Origin of the sequence: Microcystis viridis FACHB-1342 (genome assembly GCF_014698335.1) — a bacterium.
Classification (GTDB): Bacteria; Cyanobacteriota; Cyanobacteriia; order Cyanobacteriales; family Microcystaceae; genus Microcystis; species Microcystis ichthyoblabe_A.
Genome location: NZ_JACJSV010000058.1, coordinates 13158 through 30102 on the forward strand (window position 1 = coordinate 13158; position 16945 = coordinate 30102).

Sequence of the window (16945 nt, forward strand, 5' to 3'; positions counted from 1 at the left end):
TGACAGCGTTTCTCATTTAAAGTTGAAGTGTAACCTATATTTGGTCTGACTCCCCACTAAACCCCTTTTTTGATTCCTGGAAATTCCCACCCATAATTAATGGGAAAGGACTTGACTTTGCCGGCGACTTGCGCTATGCTTTTCTTATAATGGAAATCTGTGCAAAATTTTTTTAGACACACAGATTTCCATTATGAATAAAATCTTTTAAAAATATTATCGCAAAATCTCCCGATAAAAGCAAGCAAAATTTTGCCGATAATTGTTAAGTTTTGTTAACCAAGAAATACAGAGATCAGCAAGGTAAAAAATCGAAGTCTCTTGCTGATCCTGTTTGTCGCTTAACCTTATGATTAGGTTAGGCGAATTTTGCGCTTTGACTAATTGTTAGTGCTAACTTCCGTGGTTTCAACAATTGCCGTCGGTTGGCAGGGAGTGGGTTGAAATTTCTCTGGAAAAGAGAAGCCTAAAAATGATGCGATCGCAAACATGGTGCTGATAATTTTGGCAAGACTAACAAGGTCTTCTCTGTACTTTAACCAATATTTATACATAATCATCAATCCTTTTACTTAGGAGGTGAACTATCTTTAGATTAAAAAAAATCTGATTATTTGTCGTTACTCAAAAGTCATGAAAATGGTACTTTTTTTAGGTACTCTCAAGTAACCTGACAGGGTACTGAAAAGTAATCTTAAGTCCTGCAACCCTTAAAAAATGATGATAAATGAACTAAAAATGACTGAAATTAAAACCATTTCATGGACTGAATTAGAAATGCTGGTTAATGATCTGAAAAAAAAGCATACAAACAAGGGATTAACGGACTTGGAGACAAAAATATTAAAAGGTATTTTTGATGATAAAACATATCGTGATCTAGCGGAAGAAATTAGGACAGAAGAACAGTCAATCAAGAATGCGGCTTCTAGTTTATTTAAAATCTTGTCAGCGCAAACAGATGAAAAGATTGGAAAGAGTAATCTGATTACTGCTTTGGCAAGGTATAGAGATAATTCTCAGACATTTGATCATAACAATAAACCTCAACCTCAGCAATCAGATAAAGTTTTTGAATTAGTTATTGAGGTAGGGATAGACGACCTGACACCAGAGAAAATTGATAAGATTAACAACCTTATTCAAAAAATCGCCAGAGACAACACGATCAAGCCTATTATGAAACTTAAAGGCAGTATTCGGCTATTTTTAGAAGGTTCAGAAGATGGACTACAGCGCCTAGCAGATTTACATCAATCGGGGGAATTGCAAGCCCTTCTCAATGAACTTAAATCAGACGATATACCCGAAATTGTCGTCACAAAAGCAGAGTTAACTACAGATGCAAAAGTTATTGAAAAAGCCGAATTAATTAAGGCAATTCGAGAGGGAACAATCGATAAGAAAACTCTACAACAAGTTGATTTAAGTGGGGCTATCCTGATTGGGGCTATCCTGATTGGGGCTATCCTGAGAGGGGCTAACCTGAGAGGGGCTTACCTGATTGGGGCTATCCTGATTGGGGCTATCCTGAGAGGGGCTAACCTGAGAGGGGCTGACCTGAGTTGGGCTAACCTGAGTGAGGCTTACCTGAGTGAGGCTGACCTGAGTTGGGCTAACCTGAGTAGGGCTAACCTGAGTAGGGCTGACCTGAGTGGGGATTTCCTGAGTTTGGCTAACCTGAGAGGGGCTGATCTGAGTGGGGCTAACCTGAGTGGGGCTAACCTGAGTGGGGCTATCCTGAGATGGGCTAACCTGAGTGGGGCTATCCTGAGTGGGGCTAAACTGAGAGGGGCTGACCTTAGATGGGCTAACCTGAGTGAGGCTGACGTTGAAAACGCTATCTTTATCGATGCAACGGGGATCACCCCCGAACAAAAACGGGATTTAATTCGACGAGGGGCAATTTTTGGGGATAATTCTAACGATCGCAGTAAAGTATTAGTTTAAAACAGCCTTTGATCTCCACCTTCAGCAGAGATTTAGGTAGGGTTGGCTGAATAAATGTGAAATATAGACGAGACAAGGGGTTTGGCAGCCTGTTTGGCCAAGCAGCTGCAAGATTTTCAAGCTGGTGGCTCAAAAACCTTGTATCTTAACCGGCGATCGCTCCTACTTTTTCAGCCAACCCATAATTAATCAGGGTAAGAGCATCTCAATTAGGCTTGACAAAAGGCTTTCAGCACAGCCATCATATAGTCATTATCCATGGCCGCCCGTTTACTTTTTTGTGCCAGACCACGTCGGTAAGTAGATTCCTGGTTAAGAGCGTTAAGTGCTACTCGTCTCAAGAAGGCTCCCATTACGAGGGCTGTGACCGGAGCGAATCCGAGATTTATCTTCATTAAAAGTAACATCTAAAATCCAATGAGCCTGATTTTCAATGCCCCAATGTTTACGAATAGCATTACCTATTTTTTGAGCATCAGCGGGGAGAGAACTGAGATAAAATTGGACTTCACAAGTGGTTTTATTCCAAAGATGACGAACTCGTTTAACCATGATAATACTTTGAAGTCCTTGCCATTGAGCCTGTTGATAAAGACCGCCGAAAGCTTCTAAGGGTACAGCCCAACACCAACGTTTTTCGAGGCGATGATGACCTTTTTCCAGACGGTAATCATAACTAAATTGAATACCATCAAATTGATGTGCTTGAGCTTGCTCAAACCAGTTTTTGACCTGAGTATAAAGAGTCGGATGATTAGCTTTAAGGGCGACAACGTAGTCAGCTTTTTTGGCTTGAATATGATTAATAATCGCCGTTTGAGTTCCCAGAGCATCAAGGGTGATAATTGCCCCTTGAAGGTCTAACAGTTCTAGTAAAGCGGGAATAGCAGTAATCTCATTGGATTTATCTTCCACCTTGACTTGTCCTAAAACTAATTTCTGCTCCCCCGCCCAAGCCGTCACTAAATGCAAGGCTTTAATTCCTTGATTACGGTCGTAAGAACCTCTGAGACTTTTCCCGTCTATGGGAACTATTTCCCCCGAAAGAGAACCGATTAAATGAGGCAGCCATTGAGACAAAACTTTGGCCAAAACTTCCGGGTTAATCCGTTCAAAAACCCGCCGAAAAGTATCATCAGAAGGAATGCCATTAGGTAATTCTAAAAACTCAGATAACCAAGACTGCTTACTGAGTCCATAATTTTCCATGTCTTCCCAACCTTCGGCTCCTGCTATAACGGCTAAAATAGCAATGACTAAAATATCAGTTAATAAATGTTTTTGGGTTCGGGACACTCTCGGGTCAGGAATATCTTGAAGATAAGTCAATAAACTAGCTTGAATTTCATTGATTGATGTTAAAGGAAGCTCAGGTTTTAGTTGAGCTTTATTTCCGGTGGGGAGAACGGGAGCAAAACCTTTACCCATGAGCTATTTCCTCATTAATTTTCATCAACAACAGTGAGACTAAGGCTAATTATAAATTATACAGAGGTAGCAGCGGCTAAGTCTGGGTACTGGCAGTGCGGGACGGTGCTATGGCGATTTGATTACCCTATTCAGAAATCTTTGTCAACTACAATGATTAGCCGACAATGAATCGCCGATAGCTGATAGCAGGCGTTGGGTTTCATACTTCAACCCAGCCACTTAACTGCTGTAAATCCGACAGCAAGCTGACTCAGCAATTTAAGCGAAAATTCTGCCATTCTCTAGAATGCCATTCCGGGTTAATCTGGGTTTTGTGACAATTTATGGCTAAATTTTAAGAGGCAGTATGGAACGCACTTTCTTAATGATTAAACCCGACGGTGTACAACGCAATCTGGTGGGGGAAATTATTCAACGCTTTGAAGCTAAAGGTTTTACGCTGGTTGGGTTGAAAATGATGCAGGTTTCTAGCGAATTAGCGGAAAAACACTACGCTGTTCATAAAGAAAGACCTTTTTTCCCTTCGTTGGTCGATTTTATTACTTCCTCCCCCGTGGTGGCTATGGTTTGGCAAGGAGAAGGAGTAATTGCCTCCGCTAGAAAAATTATTGGCGCCACTAATCCCCTCAATGCTGAACCTGGTACGATTCGCGGTGATTTTGGTATTAGTGTCGGACGCAATCTTATCCATGGTTCCGATGGTCCAGATACCGCCAAAGATGAAGTTAGTCTCTGGTTTAGCGATGCAGAATTGGCTAATTGGACTCCCTCCATCACTCCCTGGGTCGTAGAGTAAATCCCTTTGAAGCAGTCAGGAGTCAGGAGATAGGAGTCAGTATTCTCCGAGTCAGCTTTTTTCTCCCTTCTCCCTTCTCCCCTCTCTGCAATAACTACTGCTGCATACTTTGTGCTTTTTGTCAAAAAAACTTTTTTTTTGCGACAAAACTACACAAAAAAAAGATCATCGTTGTGGGTGAAATTGACTGATTTACCTGTCTGAATTAGGATCACTCTCTAGGTGTGGCAAGGGTTTCAACCATTGCTGCCTAAGAAAGCACAAAATACCCCATTATGAAATTCAGTAAAATCGCTGTAACCATGATAACATCGTTGTCAAATAAAAATCTTTCTCAATTAATTCTTAAGAATTTGTAAATATTGCGAAATGTTAATTTAAATATTCTCAAGTTTTTGGAGTCAATAAATAACTTTTGCTTATCTTTGTCTAACATTGAGTTAGGAGATAGGAGTCAGGAGATAGGAGATTATTTTATTTATTCTCCCCACACCCCACACCCTACACCCTACACCCCACACCCCACACCCTACACCCCACACCCCACACCCCACACCCCACTTCCCCAATGGCCAATCAAGGTTGGATTTATCGAGATAAAATTAGCAAAAATCAGGCAGGATTAAGCCTATTAGCCTACTATGCGGGCAAATATCCCCATTCTAGCCCAGAAGAATGGCTCGATCGCATTTTATCAGCAGCAATTCTCGTCAACGGTCGTCCCGCTTACCCCGATACAGTCTTAGAAATCGGGCAGCAATTGACCTATCAGCGCCCGCCTTGGACAGAACCGGATGTACCGCTCTTTTTTGAGGTACTCTACGAGGATACCGAGGTGTTAGTGGTGGCGAAACCTTCGGGATTACCCGTGTTAGCGGGGGGTGGATTTCTCGAACATACTCTCATCCATTTGGTACATCAGCATTATGCCGAGGTCACTCCCTATCCAATTCATCGTCTTGGTCGCGGCACTTCCGGCATAGTCTTAATGGCGAAATCAAAGCCCGCTAGAGCTAAATTGAGTCAACAGATGCGAGAGGGGAAAATTACCAAAATATATCGAGCTTTAGTTGGTCAGGGCGACATACCGGATAATTTTAGTATTAATCAAGCGATCGGGAAAATCGCCCATCCCATTTTAGGCTACGTTTACGGTGCGCTCACAGATGGGTTATCGGCCCGCAGTGATGGTCGAGTCTTAAAAAAACATCCCGATAGTACACTATTAGAAGTAGAAATTTTTACGGGCAGACCCCATCAAATTCGCATTCATCTAGCCTTTTTTGGCTATCCTTTAATCGGTGATCCCTTGTATGGTCTGGGGGGATTACCGCGACCGGATGCAGTGCCGGGAGATTGTGGTTATTATCTCCATGCCAATCAAATCGTTTTTAATCATCCCAGTACAGGGGAAAGAATCTCTATTTGTTGTCCAGCGCCGCCGGAATCAGTTATCAGTTATCAGTTCACTGAGAAAACTCCCCACACCCTACACCCCACACCCCACACCCTACACCCCACACCCCACACCCCACACCCCACACCCTACACCCCACACCCTACACCCCACACCCTGCCACCACCGAAAAACTTTTTGCCGCAGACCCTATTTAAAACTCCCCAAGCTCGATCGCCAGTGATCACTAAAAGACTACTTCGGTAATCACACCCTGAATCGCCCCGAACCGAGAGCGAGAACCTAAGACAATTCGATACAATATTGTCAACAAGCATTAAGCGATTTAAACTATCGATCGAAGGTAAAAGTCCCGAAGTTATCGAAATCTAGGGGGAGACAAAAACAAGCATGGGTAGAGTAGTAGGCATTGATCTAGGGACAACTAACTCCGTCGTCGCCGTGATGGAAGGCGGAAAGCCAGTGGTCATCGCCAACTCGGAGGGCATGAGAACCACTCCTTCTGTGGTCGGTTTTAATAAAGATGGGGAGTTAGTGGTCGGTCAGATGGCCCGGCGACAAGGGGTACTTAATCCCCAAAACACCTACTATGCAATCAAACGCTACATAGGTCGTCGCTACTCGGAATTAAACCCCGAATCGAAGCGCGTCCCCTACACCATCCGCCGGGATGAGATGGGTAATATCAAAATTAAATGTCCCCGTCTGCAAAAAGAATTTGCCCCCGAAGAAATTTCCGCCCTAGTTTTACGCCGATTAGCCGAAGAAGCCAGCCGTTATCTAGGGGAAGAAGTTACCGGGGCTGTCATCACCGTCCCCGCCTATTTTAATGACTCCCAACGTCAAGCCACCCGGGATGCGGGCCGAATTGCGGGGTTAGAAGTGATGAGGATTCTCAACGAACCCACCGCCGCTGCCCTAGCCTACGGTCTCGATGAACAGGAAAGCAAGAAAATCCTCGTTTTTGACCTGGGGGGCGGTACTTTTGATGTTTCTATCCTGGAAGTGGGTGACGGCGTTTTTGAGGTGAAAGCCACCAGTGGCGACACCCAATTAGGCGGTAATGATTTCGATAAAAGAATCGTCGATTGGTTAGCCAATCAATTTTTGGAACAGGAAGGCGTGGAGCTGCGCCAAGACCGGCAAGCACTACAAAGACTGACAGAAGCGGCAGAAAAAGCCAAAATTGAACTATCTGGGGTCAGCGTCACCGATATTAATCTACCCTTTATCATCGCCACGGAAGACGGACCCAAACACATCGAAACTCGCCTGAGTCGGGCCCAATTTGAGGAATTATGCGGCGATTTAATCAGTCGTCTCCGTCGTCCTCTCAAACGGGCCCTTTCCGATGCCGGTTTGTCCCCCGTCCAACTAGACGAAGTGGTACTGGTGGGCGGTGGCACGCGGATGCCGGTGGTGAAGGATTTGGTGCGGAGTTTTATCGATAGGGAACCCAATCAAAATGTTAACCCTGATGAGGTTGTAGCGGTCGGGGCGGCTATTCAAGCGGGAATTTTGGGCGGCGAGGTCAAAGACGTGCTGCTACTCGATGTGACCCCTTTATCCTTGGGTTTAGAAACCATCGGCGGTGTGATGAAAAAGTTAATCCCCCGCAATACCACTATTCCCGTCCGCAGATCTGACCTTTTTTCCACTTCCGAAAATAATCAAACTGTGGTGGAAATTCACGTTTTGCAGGGGGAAAGGGAAATGGCCAGCGATAATAAATCCCTGGGACGTTTTAAATTAACCGGTATCCCCCCCGCACCCCGGGGTATTCCCCAAGTGCAGGTGTCCCTCGATATCGATGCTAACGGTATTCTACAAGTCACCGCTAGGGATAAAATGACCGGACGGGAGCAAAGTGTCACCATTCAAGGCGCTTCTACCCTCAGCGAAGGGGAAATTAACCGCATGATCGGCGATGCTGCCCGATTTGCGGAAGCAGATCGTACCCGTCGCGAAAAGGTGGATAAACGCAATCGCGCCCGCTCTCTGGTGGATCAAGCCCAACGACGCTTAAAAGATGTTACTCTCGATTTTGGTAATGAGTTCACCCGTTCCTATCGTCGTCAAATTGAGTCTTTGAGTACGGAAATTATCGACGCTTTGGAGAAAAATGATGACCGTCGCATCGATCGCGCCCAGGCAGACCTACAGGATGTTATCTATGAATTAAATCGCGAGGTACGCCTACAATACGACGAGGAAGACGAGGGCTTTTTTAGCGCTATTCGCAAGACTTTTACTGGAGATAAGGAAGATGATCTTCCCTCCGAACCGCGTCGCGATCGTTATCGTCAGGATTATCGTCCCAGTACACCGGGTTATCAAAGTGATTATCGACCCAATTATTCGGCTAATCAAGATAGTTATCGCCCCCGCAATCAGGACAATTACTATAATGGCCGCGATAGCGATTGGCAAAGTCCCCCCCCTTCGGAGGAAAAAAGTTATAACAATAGTAAAAGTAACCGCAGCAGCGGCAATCGTTCCCGCAATATTCCCCCCCAAAATAACTGGGATGATGAGGATGATGATTGGTTTTAATCAGTGATCAGTAAACAGTGATCAGTAATCAGTGAAAAGACAGTGGGAAACTACTATTTAATACTGCTCGCTTAATACATACTGCTCACTTAAAACTCAAATCTGATAACTGATAACTGATAACTGATAACTGATAACTGAATATATGCCACAATTAGTTAATTATTATGATGTTTTAGGAGTATCTCGCACGGCTACTGGTGACGAGATAAAAAAGGCTTTTCGACGACTGGCGCGTCAATATCATCCTGATGTTAATCCGGGGGATAAATCGGCCGAAGAAAAGTTTAAAGATATTAATGAAGCTTATGATGTTCTCTCCGATGAAGAAAAACGGGTTGAGTATAATCGTTCCTTGACGGGGATTAAGCGCCGTGGGATACGTCCGGGGGAAAAAGCGAATGGTAACGGTAATGGAAAAATGCCCCGTACAGAACAGGATTTATGGAAGTTTAAAGATTTTAATAACCTTAATACTAAGCGTGCTAAAATTGCCTCCTCTCCCCGTTTAACTCGTCGAGATGTGGAGGCGAAATTGACTTTACCTTTAGAGAAAGCCTATCAAGGTGGCAGACAAAGAATTCGTCTGGAAGATGGTAGATCAATAGAGGTTGATATGCCGGCAGCCATGATCGATGGGCAGAAAATTCGTCTCAAAGGTCAGGGTATTGAAGGGGGTGATTTATATTTAAAAATAACTATCGCTAGGCATCATTTTTTTAGGATTCAAGGTTCTGATATTGTCTGTCAAGTACCAATTACTCCTAGCGAGGCAATTGTGGGCGGTTTTGTGGAAATTCCCACCATTGACGGGTTAGTTAAAATGATGATTCCTAAGGGAGTTAAAAGCGGTCAAAGATTACGTTTGGCTAATAAAGGTTATCCCACTTCCCAAGGAGAAAGGGGCGATCAATTAGTGGAAATTATCTTAGTTAATCCTCCCAATCCTAGCCCAGAAGAATTAGAACTTTATCAAAAAATACGGGCGATCGAAACTTTTAATCCTCGTCAAGGTTTATAAAGATTATGCTAGGTGGGTTACGGTCTATTTTTTATTGATCAGAAGTCAGTTATCAGTATTCAGTATTCAGTAGTTAGTATTCAGAAGACAGCTTTTTCTCCCTGCTCCCCCGCAATGGCTCGACTGAGCATCGCCGAACGTCGCACACGAAGTGGTCTCCCCACTGATAACTGATAACTGATAACTGATAACTGAAAAATACCCTTAATTCCTGTCTTTTTATGATCAATATAATTGACACAATTAAACCTTTTTATCCTCTAGCTTTCAAGGCTATTCGGGGCAATTTAGAAGGAACACAAAAACAATTATTAAATACTCTGCAAAAAATCGATCGCTCGCGGGGGGAATTTTGGGGACAATGGTTAATCTCACAATTATCAGAATCCCTCAGTTTTAGCGATTCTCGCCTATCTCAAAGCCTCTGGGGGTTAAATTTCCCCAATCCCGTCGGATTGGCGGCAGGATTCGATAAAGACGGTTTAGGGGCAGGACTTTGGCATAATTTCGGCTTTGGTTTTGCCGAGGTGGGTGCTGTCACCCTAGAAGGGCAACCGGGCAACCCAAAACCGAGATTATTTCGTTTACCGGAAGATTTGGCGGGATTAAACCGTATGGGGGCAAATAACCTCGGTGCGCCGGTTCTAGCGGCAACTCTCCAACAATCTTGGCAACGACAACCCCGACAGATTCCCATCGGTATTAACCTCTGTAAATCGAAAAATACACCCCTAGAAAAGGCTCCGGAGGACTATTTAGGCAGTTTTCGCTATTTATTCCCCCATGCCGATTATTTTGTCGTTAATGTTAGTTCTCCCAATACTCCCGGTTTGCGTTCCCTGCAAAGTGGTGAACAACTCGATAAAATCCTCGACATTTTACAAACAGAAAATCAAGGCAGAAAACCCCTATTAGTGAAAATTTCTCCCGATCTGGAATGGGAAGATATCAGAACAATTATTGAGTTAGCTTTCTCCTATCAATTAGCTGGAATTGTCGCTACTAATACCACCACTAAACGCACGGGATTAAAAACCACAATTCTGCCTGAAACCGGTAAACCAATCACTGAAGAAGCAGGGGGAATTAGTGGGCAACCTTTGCGGGAACGTTCCACAGAAGTGATCCGTTTTATCTATCGGCAAACCCAAGGCAATTTACCAATAATTGGAGTGGGAGGCATTTTTTCTCTCGATGATGCTTGGGAAAAAATTACCGCCGGTGCGAGTTTATTACAGATTTATACCGGTTGGTTATACCGAGGACCCTGGCTAGTATCAAATATTTTACAAGGATTAACAGAAAAATTGGAGGCTAATGGGTTGACTAATATTAATCAAGCGGTGGGTTGGCAAGCTAACCAAGAATGAGCCAATTTTCTCCGGTAATTAGCAATAATTTCGGAAAAATTAGCTGAAATGTTGTCTGTCACCTTTGGGGATAAGATAAGATAATTAGGATAACTACAATAGGACTAATCTAGAGACTACAACCGCAGACAAATCGATCGCCAAGTATGGAACTTTTTAACCAAACCACAATTCTATGTCAAAAAAATCATTTTTACCCGGTTGTTTAGTCGTCCTAGGACTAACAGCAGTAACCGCAGGAGGTGTCTATCTTTATCTACGAGGACAGCTACCTTGGCAAAGATTCACCCCCTTGCAATCGGCAAAAGTTATCCCAGAAACTGCCTTTGCTAGTAGTTTTGTCTCCACGGATGCAAAAGCTTGGTCAGTGTTAGCTAAATATGGTACACCAGAATCGCGAACTGCGGTTAGTCAGGGACTAGAAGAATTACAAAAAAATATCTTCACTGATAAGATTGATTATCAACGGGATATCGAACCTTGGATCGGTAGTATTAGCTTTGCTTTTCTTCCCGCAGCTACCCCCGGACAATCGGAATTATTAACGGTTATCGGGATCAAAGATAAAATTAAAGCGTCAGAATTCCAGAAAAAACTAGGACAACAAGTTAATCGCAAAACTAGCACCAGTGACTACAAAGGTATTACAATTACTGCTATAGATTGGCAGGATAATACCACCATTTATACTGCCGTTACTGGTGATTTTTTGTTGATATCCTACGATAAAAAGGTGTTAGAAGCGGCGATCAATACCTATCAAGGACAGCCATCTTTTAGCAGTAAACCGGAAGTGAGAAAACTGCTTTCCCAATCCCTCAACCTACCCAATACCCTAGCAACAATTTATATTGATGATTATGCCAAAATCTTGGGACCAGATGCTAATTTATCTCCCCAAAGTCGGCAAGAATTAGCAAAAATTCAAGATATTGTCGCAGGAGTGGGTGTCACCGATACGGGATTACAATTACAAATGGTGGCTAAACTTGCTCCTGAAACTATTTCTAACCTACCTTCCCCTAGCAGAAATCAAGTTTTAAATTATTTACCCGGAGATACCATCGCACTTTGGAGTGGGAATAATCTTAAACAGGGATGGGAAGAAGCAGAAAAACAGTCCCAAACTAACCCAGAATTACAAGCTTTTCTGCGTCAGATCCGTGAGAATTTTCAGATGGCAACTCTTGACGCGGATAAAGAAGTTTTTAACTGGATGGATCGAGAATTTGCCTTCGGAATTATCCCTAACCAGCAAGCAGTGGGAGGGTTAGGTTTTGGGGGAATGATGATCTGGCAAACTGGCGATCATAAAGCGGCAAAAACTACCCTCGATAAGTTAAATGAATTGGTGAAAACTGTTCCCTTTATCACCATAAAAAACAGTCAAATTTCTGGCCAAGATGTGACTGAATGGAAAGCGGAAGAACAAGCGATTTTAACCTATGCTTGGCCTAATAATGATACCCTAAAAATGACCGTCGGAATTCCCTATCAACCCCAACCGAATCAACCGATTAGCAAAAGTGAGAATTTCCAAGCATCGATCGCAAATTTGCCTAAAAATAATCTCGGTTATTTTTTCATCGATGTGGAGCAAATTATTGCTAAAGCAGGGGGAATTAATAATCTTCCTGCCACGGAATTAACCCCAGAAGCAAAGGCCTTTTTAGAATCGGTACGCGGCATCGGAATTACTGCCACTATGCCTGATAAAACCACCAGTAAAATTGATGTTTTATTTTCCCTGAAACAAACTCCCTAAAAAGTAACCGACTAGATAAAGCGATCCACAGAGAATTATCTGACTATCGGCAGATTCTTGGATGGCTTTTTTTAGTCCTAAAAATACATCAGAACAAGTCTCTAGGTGAGATAATTCTGGACAAATTGAAGCCGCTAATTCCGCTAAGGTTTCAGGATTGGCACTGCTATGATCTGGGACAGGAACTAAATATAAACTATCGCCTTTTCTTAATAAAGCTTGGAATATTTCTCGATGATCTTTCGTCGATAAAATACCCATCACCCAGATAATTTTTGGAGCCTTTAAACTATCTACATACTGCCTTAAACCAATGGCAGCAGCAGGATTATGAGCGCCATCTATTAAAATTTCTCGCTGACACCAATTAACGGTTTGTAAACGTCCTAACCAGCGAGTTTTTGCCATTCCTTCCCGCACGACTTCATCGCTAATTTGCCAACCTTGCTGACGTAAAATATTAACAACAGCGATCGCTATAGCCGAATTAGTTAATTGAAAATCTCCCGCTAAGGATAAAGGGTATTCTAAACCTTGATATTTAGCCCGATTATCGGCAATTTTTTCGGCAGCTTCTACCCATACCGTTGGACAATTTAACAGCTTGATTCTCTCCCTAACTACCCCCTGCGCTGATTCCGGTAATTGTCCGATAACTGCGGGACAATTCGCTTTTAATATCCCCGCTTTCTCCCCGGCAATATCGGCAACCGTGGGACCTAAATTTTGCCAATGTTCCCGACTAATAGAAGTGATGACAGTAACTAAAGGTTGAGCGCAAACATTAGTCGCATCCAATCTTCCTCCTAAACCCACTTCCATCACGGCAATATCCACCTTTTCCTGAGCAAAATACAGCCAAGCAGCGGCAGTAATTACCTCAAATTGAGTAGGACTTTCCTGCTGGGGATCGATAAGCGATTGTATATATTTAAGCAGGTTTTCTAAAGTCGCGGTTTCAATATTTTCGCCATTAATAGAGATTCTTTCTGTCCAATCAATTAAATGGGGAGAAATATAACGTCCGACTTTGTAACCGGCGGTACTGAGAATAGAGGATAGATAGGCACAAACTGAACCTTTGCCATTAGTTCCCGTGACATGAATAATCGGAATTTTATCTTGGGGATTGCCTAAAATCTCCAGCAGATTTTTTATTCTTTCTAAACCGAGATTGACACCAAAACGCTGAAAAGGTTGCAGTAAAGAATCGATAGTCATGGTTGGCAAACTATAAATAGGGTTTGCGGCAAAAAGTTTTTCGGTGGGGGTAGGGTGTGGGGTGTGGGGTGTAGGGTTTTACCGATTTTCATCTGCTCAATTACCTAATTTTCAGGGAAAAAGTCCAGGGATTTTCCCCCTGATCACTCCCAGACGAGGCACTTTTGGATTTCAAAAAGGTCTAAAAGTTTTATCCAACAAGGTTTTTAGATTTATTCAGCAGACCCTAAATAAAGGAATCCGGCTAGGATCGATACTCCTACCGGCACTGATGACCCTTTCTGTGGGGGGCAATGTCTAAAGTTTGACTAAAATGCTCGGTTCTTTTTGGATCGGTAAAACATCAAGAGAGTCAATATTAGCGCAGTATTTTAAATCTTCTTGACAGTGGAGACGCAAGAGGCGCTGACCATGACTACAACTGTGGAACATTCCTAAAAGATCATTTTGCCATTGACGATAAAGAGCGATCGAGGCGATAACCTCATCATTACCGATCGCCATTTGCCCCGATTGTTCTTGTAGCGCATCGGCGATCGCTCCAGCACAGGCCGTATCTTCCAAAGAATAACCCCCTTCCCAACCAGAGCCAACAATCCAGACGGTATCGGGCTGCTTATCCAATAAGTAATTAACCGCAGCTTGCCGATTGATCATGGCCGCAGTGATCACGATTGGGGATTCTTCCACTCTTTGCAGAGCGCGAGTGCCGTTAGTGGTGCTGATAAACAGACGACGACCTTTCATTAAATCAGGGGTACAATCGAGGGGAGAATTGCCCAGATCGCAGCCTTCTACTTTCGCACCGCCTCTTTCTCCTGCCCGGAGACGTTTTGCCGGTTGCCAGGTATCGCTCACCTGCATCAGGGTTTTCAGATCGCTAAAGGTTTGCACTGCTTCCGCACCGGCATTGAGGGCAGTGGCGATCGTGGTTGTCGCTCTTAAAACATCGATAACGACGGCGCAATCGGGTAGAGTATGGACGGGGGTAAGTTCGGGAGTATGATAAATGAAAACCTGCACGAGTTATACCAAGTAAAAAGTAAAAGGGGGAATAAGCTCAACATACCGCCGCTCGGCGTTGCGCTGGCAGAAGAAAGACAAGGCCGATTTTATCACGATGGATGTCAGCTAGTTAAGCTGTTCTTAATTCAAATTGCTTGTTGAGATCAGGCAAGGGGGGGCTAATCTCAGAATAAGCGGTTTAAATACGTCTTAGCTTATTACTTGAAATACCCACGCGGGGCTCTTCTGGTTTATATGTGGAAACGAAGCCTATACTGATAGTTTCTTCGGCAAAATAGTCGTAAAAGTCCTTCTCAGTCAACATTTCACGATTCCATAAGCAAAAATTATCACACAAAGTCGAGAAGAGCCGTATAGCTGATTTTGAGTCAATAAATTTGATCGAGGATTCTCAAGTTTATCTTTTTTTAATCAAAAGAGTTAGTCATAATAACTAATCTTTAATCTTCTGCCAATATTTATTATGAATAGATTGATAAAGCCTGTTCCCAAGCCACTAAAAGCCTATCTCTCTTGAAATTGTCTGAGAGTACATCCTGTTAATTTAGCTAATTTTTCTGCTTCTTACGTCGATAAAACTATCAGTTTTTCCCAACGTTCAGCTAACCACCTCTGTCCCTCCGTTATTGAGAGAAAACCCAAACCTCTGAAAAGATTCAATCCTATGGTTGTGAGAATTGACCAATTGCTTGCCGGCTCTTCTCGACTTTGTGTGATAATTTTTGCTTATGGAATCGTGAAATGCTTATCGGGTAACACTTTTAGGACTATTTTGTCGAAGAAACTATCAGTATAGACCTCGTTTCCACACAGAAACCAGAAGAGCCGAGGTTTAAAGACTGATTCGAGCCAATTATTTTTATTAATAAACATTTTACACAATTCATACCAGGTAAGCAACAGAGCTACGCCACTACTACCGAATCATTACCGATTCCCTTTTAAATCTTCGCTATTTATAGAGGAATATGAGTAATCCGGTCTTGATAATCTTGGGCATCTCCTAATCAAGCAATGAGAATTACTTAATACTGATTAATAATTTTCTGCCGCTGCCCTTTCTGCCTTTAATTTCCGCATTTTCTCCACAAAAGCGGGGGGTTCATACTAAATCCGTTGAGTATAGGCTAGTTATACAGAGAAAAACAAACGTTCGCCTCTAGCAAGATTTACCTAATTTAAAGGTATATTAGGAACGTAGAATATCGGACAAAATATCTATAATTAAAGTTTGAGTTTTTAATGATAATGAGCCTAGTTCACGCTGAATCAGTGAAGATCGAAGTGTTACTAAATGATCAAGTCTGATGGCTGAGGATTGGCGAAGACCACTTATCATAAAATCTGGACTTTCTGGTCTCAGAATAATATCTGTACGAAGGGGATTTTCGGGAATACGACTGGTGATCAGAGCAAAGATAATGTGTTGATAGCCTCCAATTTTATTGGTTAAGCAATAAGCGGGGCGAACTTTACTGGAAGATAAATCGTCGAAGGGAAATTGAATTAAAACGATTTTACCCTTCATTGCTTACAGGTTGTCCATCGTTTAGAGTATAAATATCTTCTTCGGTATCATGCAGAAAAGCAAAGCTAGGGTTATGAGAAACGGCATCTAGCCAGTTTTTTTCGTTCAGTTCATCCTCCGACATCAAAAGAATGACGCGCACAAACCGATCTTTTTCTTGGGGAATAGGATGATCAAGTTGAATTTGCCCTTGGGTATTGAGGATACCAGTGGTTTCAATCGCACGCATAGCAAAGTCTAAAGGGAGTAACTCGATTCTAACATTAAAAATGTGGCTACTATGAAATTAGGATTAAAGGAACGGGGAATGGGGAACAGAGTAAAGTAAATGTTTACAGATAGTTCTAACAATCCAAAAGAAGACTTCAGGAGGATCAATCCAAAATTATCAAATCATCGCCTAATTCAGCAACGCTTATCATAATTCTAACAACAAAAAAGCACCCCCTCGCGGGAGTGCCTTTTCGTTCAGACTAGAACTTAACCATTGATAGCAGGAGCAGTCAGAGCTACAGGAGCCTGTTCACCACTAGCCAAGTCTAAGGGGAAGTTGTGAGCATTGCGCTCGTGCATTACTTCCATACCGATACCAGCGCGGTTTAACACATCGGCCCAAGTACCGATTACACGACCTTGAGAATCGAGAATCGACTGGTTGAAGTTGAAACCGTTGAGGTTGAACGCCATGGTGCTAACACCCATTGCCGTAAACCAGATACCGATTACCGGCCATGCACCTAAGAAGAAGTGCAGGGAGCGGCTATTGTTGAAAGAAGCGTATTGGAAGATTAAACGTCCGAAGTAACCGTGAGCGGCAACGATATTGTAGGTTTCTTCCTCTTGACCGAATTTGTAACCGTAGTTCTG

11 protein-coding genes and 4 pseudogenes are annotated in these 16945 nt (G+C 43.0%); 7 read left to right on the forward strand and 8 right to left on the reverse strand.

Features of this window, described 5'->3' with window-relative positions:
* Nucleotides 1-380: 380 nt before the first annotated feature.
* Nucleotides 381-554 (reverse strand): hypothetical protein, encoded by a 174-nt coding sequence (locus tag H6G40_RS17155; protein WP_167341557.1) that lies wholly within the window; start codon nt 552-554, stop codon nt 381-383.
* Nucleotides 555-717: 163 nt separating this feature from the next.
* Here H6G40_RS17155 and H6G40_RS17160 point away from each other — a divergent pair, with 163 nt between their 5' ends.
* A complete protein-coding gene (locus H6G40_RS17160; RefSeq protein WP_190538042.1) occupies nt 718-1950 on the forward strand; it encodes a pentapeptide repeat-containing protein in 1233 nt (410 codons plus the stop codon).
* 209 nt (nt 1951-2159) lie between these two features.
* Here the strand turns inward: H6G40_RS17160 and H6G40_RS17165 are convergent.
* Nucleotides 2160-3378, reverse strand: a pseudogene (locus H6G40_RS17165) (ISAs1 family transposase).
* A 349-nt stretch (nt 3379-3727) separates the two neighbouring features.
* Here H6G40_RS17165 and ndk point away from each other — a divergent pair.
* The 6 genes and pseudogenes from ndk (at nt 3728) to H6G40_RS17195 (ending at nt 12303) form a co-directional block, all read left to right on the forward strand.
* A complete protein-coding gene (gene ndk / locus H6G40_RS17170) occupies nt 3728-4177 on the forward strand; it encodes a nucleoside-diphosphate kinase (protein ID WP_042790998.1) in 450 nt (149 codons plus the stop codon).
* 568 nt (nt 4178-4745) lie between these two features.
* Nucleotides 4746-5630: pseudogene (locus tag H6G40_RS17175) on the forward strand (RluA family pseudouridine synthase); the annotation flags it as partial.
* 354 nt (nt 5631-5984) lie between these two features.
* A complete protein-coding gene (gene dnaK / locus H6G40_RS17180; protein WP_002739142.1) occupies nt 5985-8147 on the forward strand; it encodes a molecular chaperone DnaK in 2163 nt (720 codons plus the stop codon).
* 145 nt (nt 8148-8292) lie between these two features.
* The gene (locus H6G40_RS17185) at nt 8293-9168 is read left to right on the forward strand and encodes a J domain-containing protein (protein ID WP_002739212.1); all 876 of its coding nucleotides are present in this window, start codon (nt 8293-8295) and stop codon (nt 9166-9168) included.
* A 221-nt stretch (nt 9169-9389) separates the two neighbouring features.
* A complete protein-coding gene (locus tag H6G40_RS17190) occupies nt 9390-10538 on the forward strand; it encodes a quinone-dependent dihydroorotate dehydrogenase (protein ID WP_069475333.1) in 1149 nt (382 codons plus the stop codon).
* A gap of 175 nt (nt 10539-10713) precedes the next feature.
* Nucleotides 10714-12303: a DUF3352 domain-containing protein gene (locus tag H6G40_RS17195; protein WP_069475334.1), complete on the forward strand. Its 1590-nt coding sequence runs from the start codon at nt 10714-10716 to the stop codon at nt 12301-12303.
* Here the strand turns inward: H6G40_RS17195 and H6G40_RS17200 are convergent.
* From H6G40_RS17200 to H6G40_RS17225, 6 genes and pseudogenes are all read right to left on the reverse strand, one after another.
* Entirely contained in the window at nt 12277-13524 is a 1248-nt protein-coding gene (locus H6G40_RS17200) for a bifunctional folylpolyglutamate synthase/dihydrofolate synthase (protein WP_002738793.1), read from the reverse strand. The genes H6G40_RS17195 and H6G40_RS17200 overlap by 27 nt on opposite strands.
* 297 nt (nt 13525-13821) lie before the next feature.
* Entirely contained in the window at nt 13822-14547 is a 726-nt protein-coding gene (locus H6G40_RS17205; RefSeq protein ID WP_002739091.1) for a 2-phosphosulfolactate phosphatase family protein, read from the reverse strand.
* Between the two features lie 567 nt (nt 14548-15114).
* Nucleotides 15115-15249: pseudogene (locus tag H6G40_RS17210) on the reverse strand (ISAs1 family transposase); the annotation flags it as partial.
* A 490-nt stretch (nt 15250-15739) separates the two neighbouring features.
* Entirely contained in the window at nt 15740-16078 is a 339-nt protein-coding gene (locus H6G40_RS17215) for a type II toxin-antitoxin system PemK/MazF family toxin (protein WP_002739429.1), read from the reverse strand.
* A complete protein-coding gene (locus tag H6G40_RS17220) occupies nt 16068-16307 on the reverse strand; it encodes a hypothetical protein (RefSeq protein WP_002738503.1) in 240 nt (79 codons plus the stop codon). Before H6G40_RS17220 ends, H6G40_RS17215 begins: the two co-directional genes overlap by 11 nt.
* Nucleotides 16308-16558: 251 nt before the next feature.
* Nucleotides 16559-16945: pseudogene (locus H6G40_RS17225) on the reverse strand (photosystem II q(b) protein); the annotation flags it as partial.

Bases quoted from the DNA above. Each gene is read 5' to 3' on its own strand.
- H6G40_RS17220 (WP_002738503.1), bottom strand. From the start codon at position 16,307: ATGCGTGCGATTGAAACCACTGGTATCCTCAATACCCAAGGGCAAATT.
- H6G40_RS17160 (WP_190538042.1), top strand. From the start codon at position 718: ATGATGATAAATGAACTAAAAATGACTGAAATTAAAACCATTTCATGG.
- H6G40_RS17195 (WP_069475334.1), top strand. From the start codon at position 10,714: ATGTCAAAAAAATCATTTTTACCCGGTTGTTTAGTCGTCCTAGGACTA.
- H6G40_RS17190 (WP_069475333.1), top strand. From the start codon at position 9,390: ATGATCAATATAATTGACACAATTAAACCTTTTTATCCTCTAGCTTTC.
- H6G40_RS17215 (WP_002739429.1), bottom strand. From the start codon at position 16,078: ATGAAGGGTAAAATCGTTTTAATTCAATTTCCCTTCGACGATTTATCT.
- H6G40_RS17185 (WP_002739212.1), top strand. From the start codon at position 8,293: ATGCCACAATTAGTTAATTATTATGATGTTTTAGGAGTATCTCGCACG.
- dnaK (WP_002739142.1), top strand. From the start codon at position 5,985: ATGGGTAGAGTAGTAGGCATTGATCTAGGGACAACTAACTCCGTCGTC.
- ndk (WP_042790998.1), top strand. From the start codon at position 3,728: ATGGAACGCACTTTCTTAATGATTAAACCCGACGGTGTACAACGCAAT.
- H6G40_RS17200 (WP_002738793.1), bottom strand. From the start codon at position 13,524: ATGACTATCGATTCTTTACTGCAACCTTTTCAGCGTTTTGGTGTCAAT.
- H6G40_RS17155 (WP_167341557.1), bottom strand. From the start codon at position 554: ATGTATAAATATTGGTTAAAGTACAGAGAAGACCTTGTTAGTCTTGCC.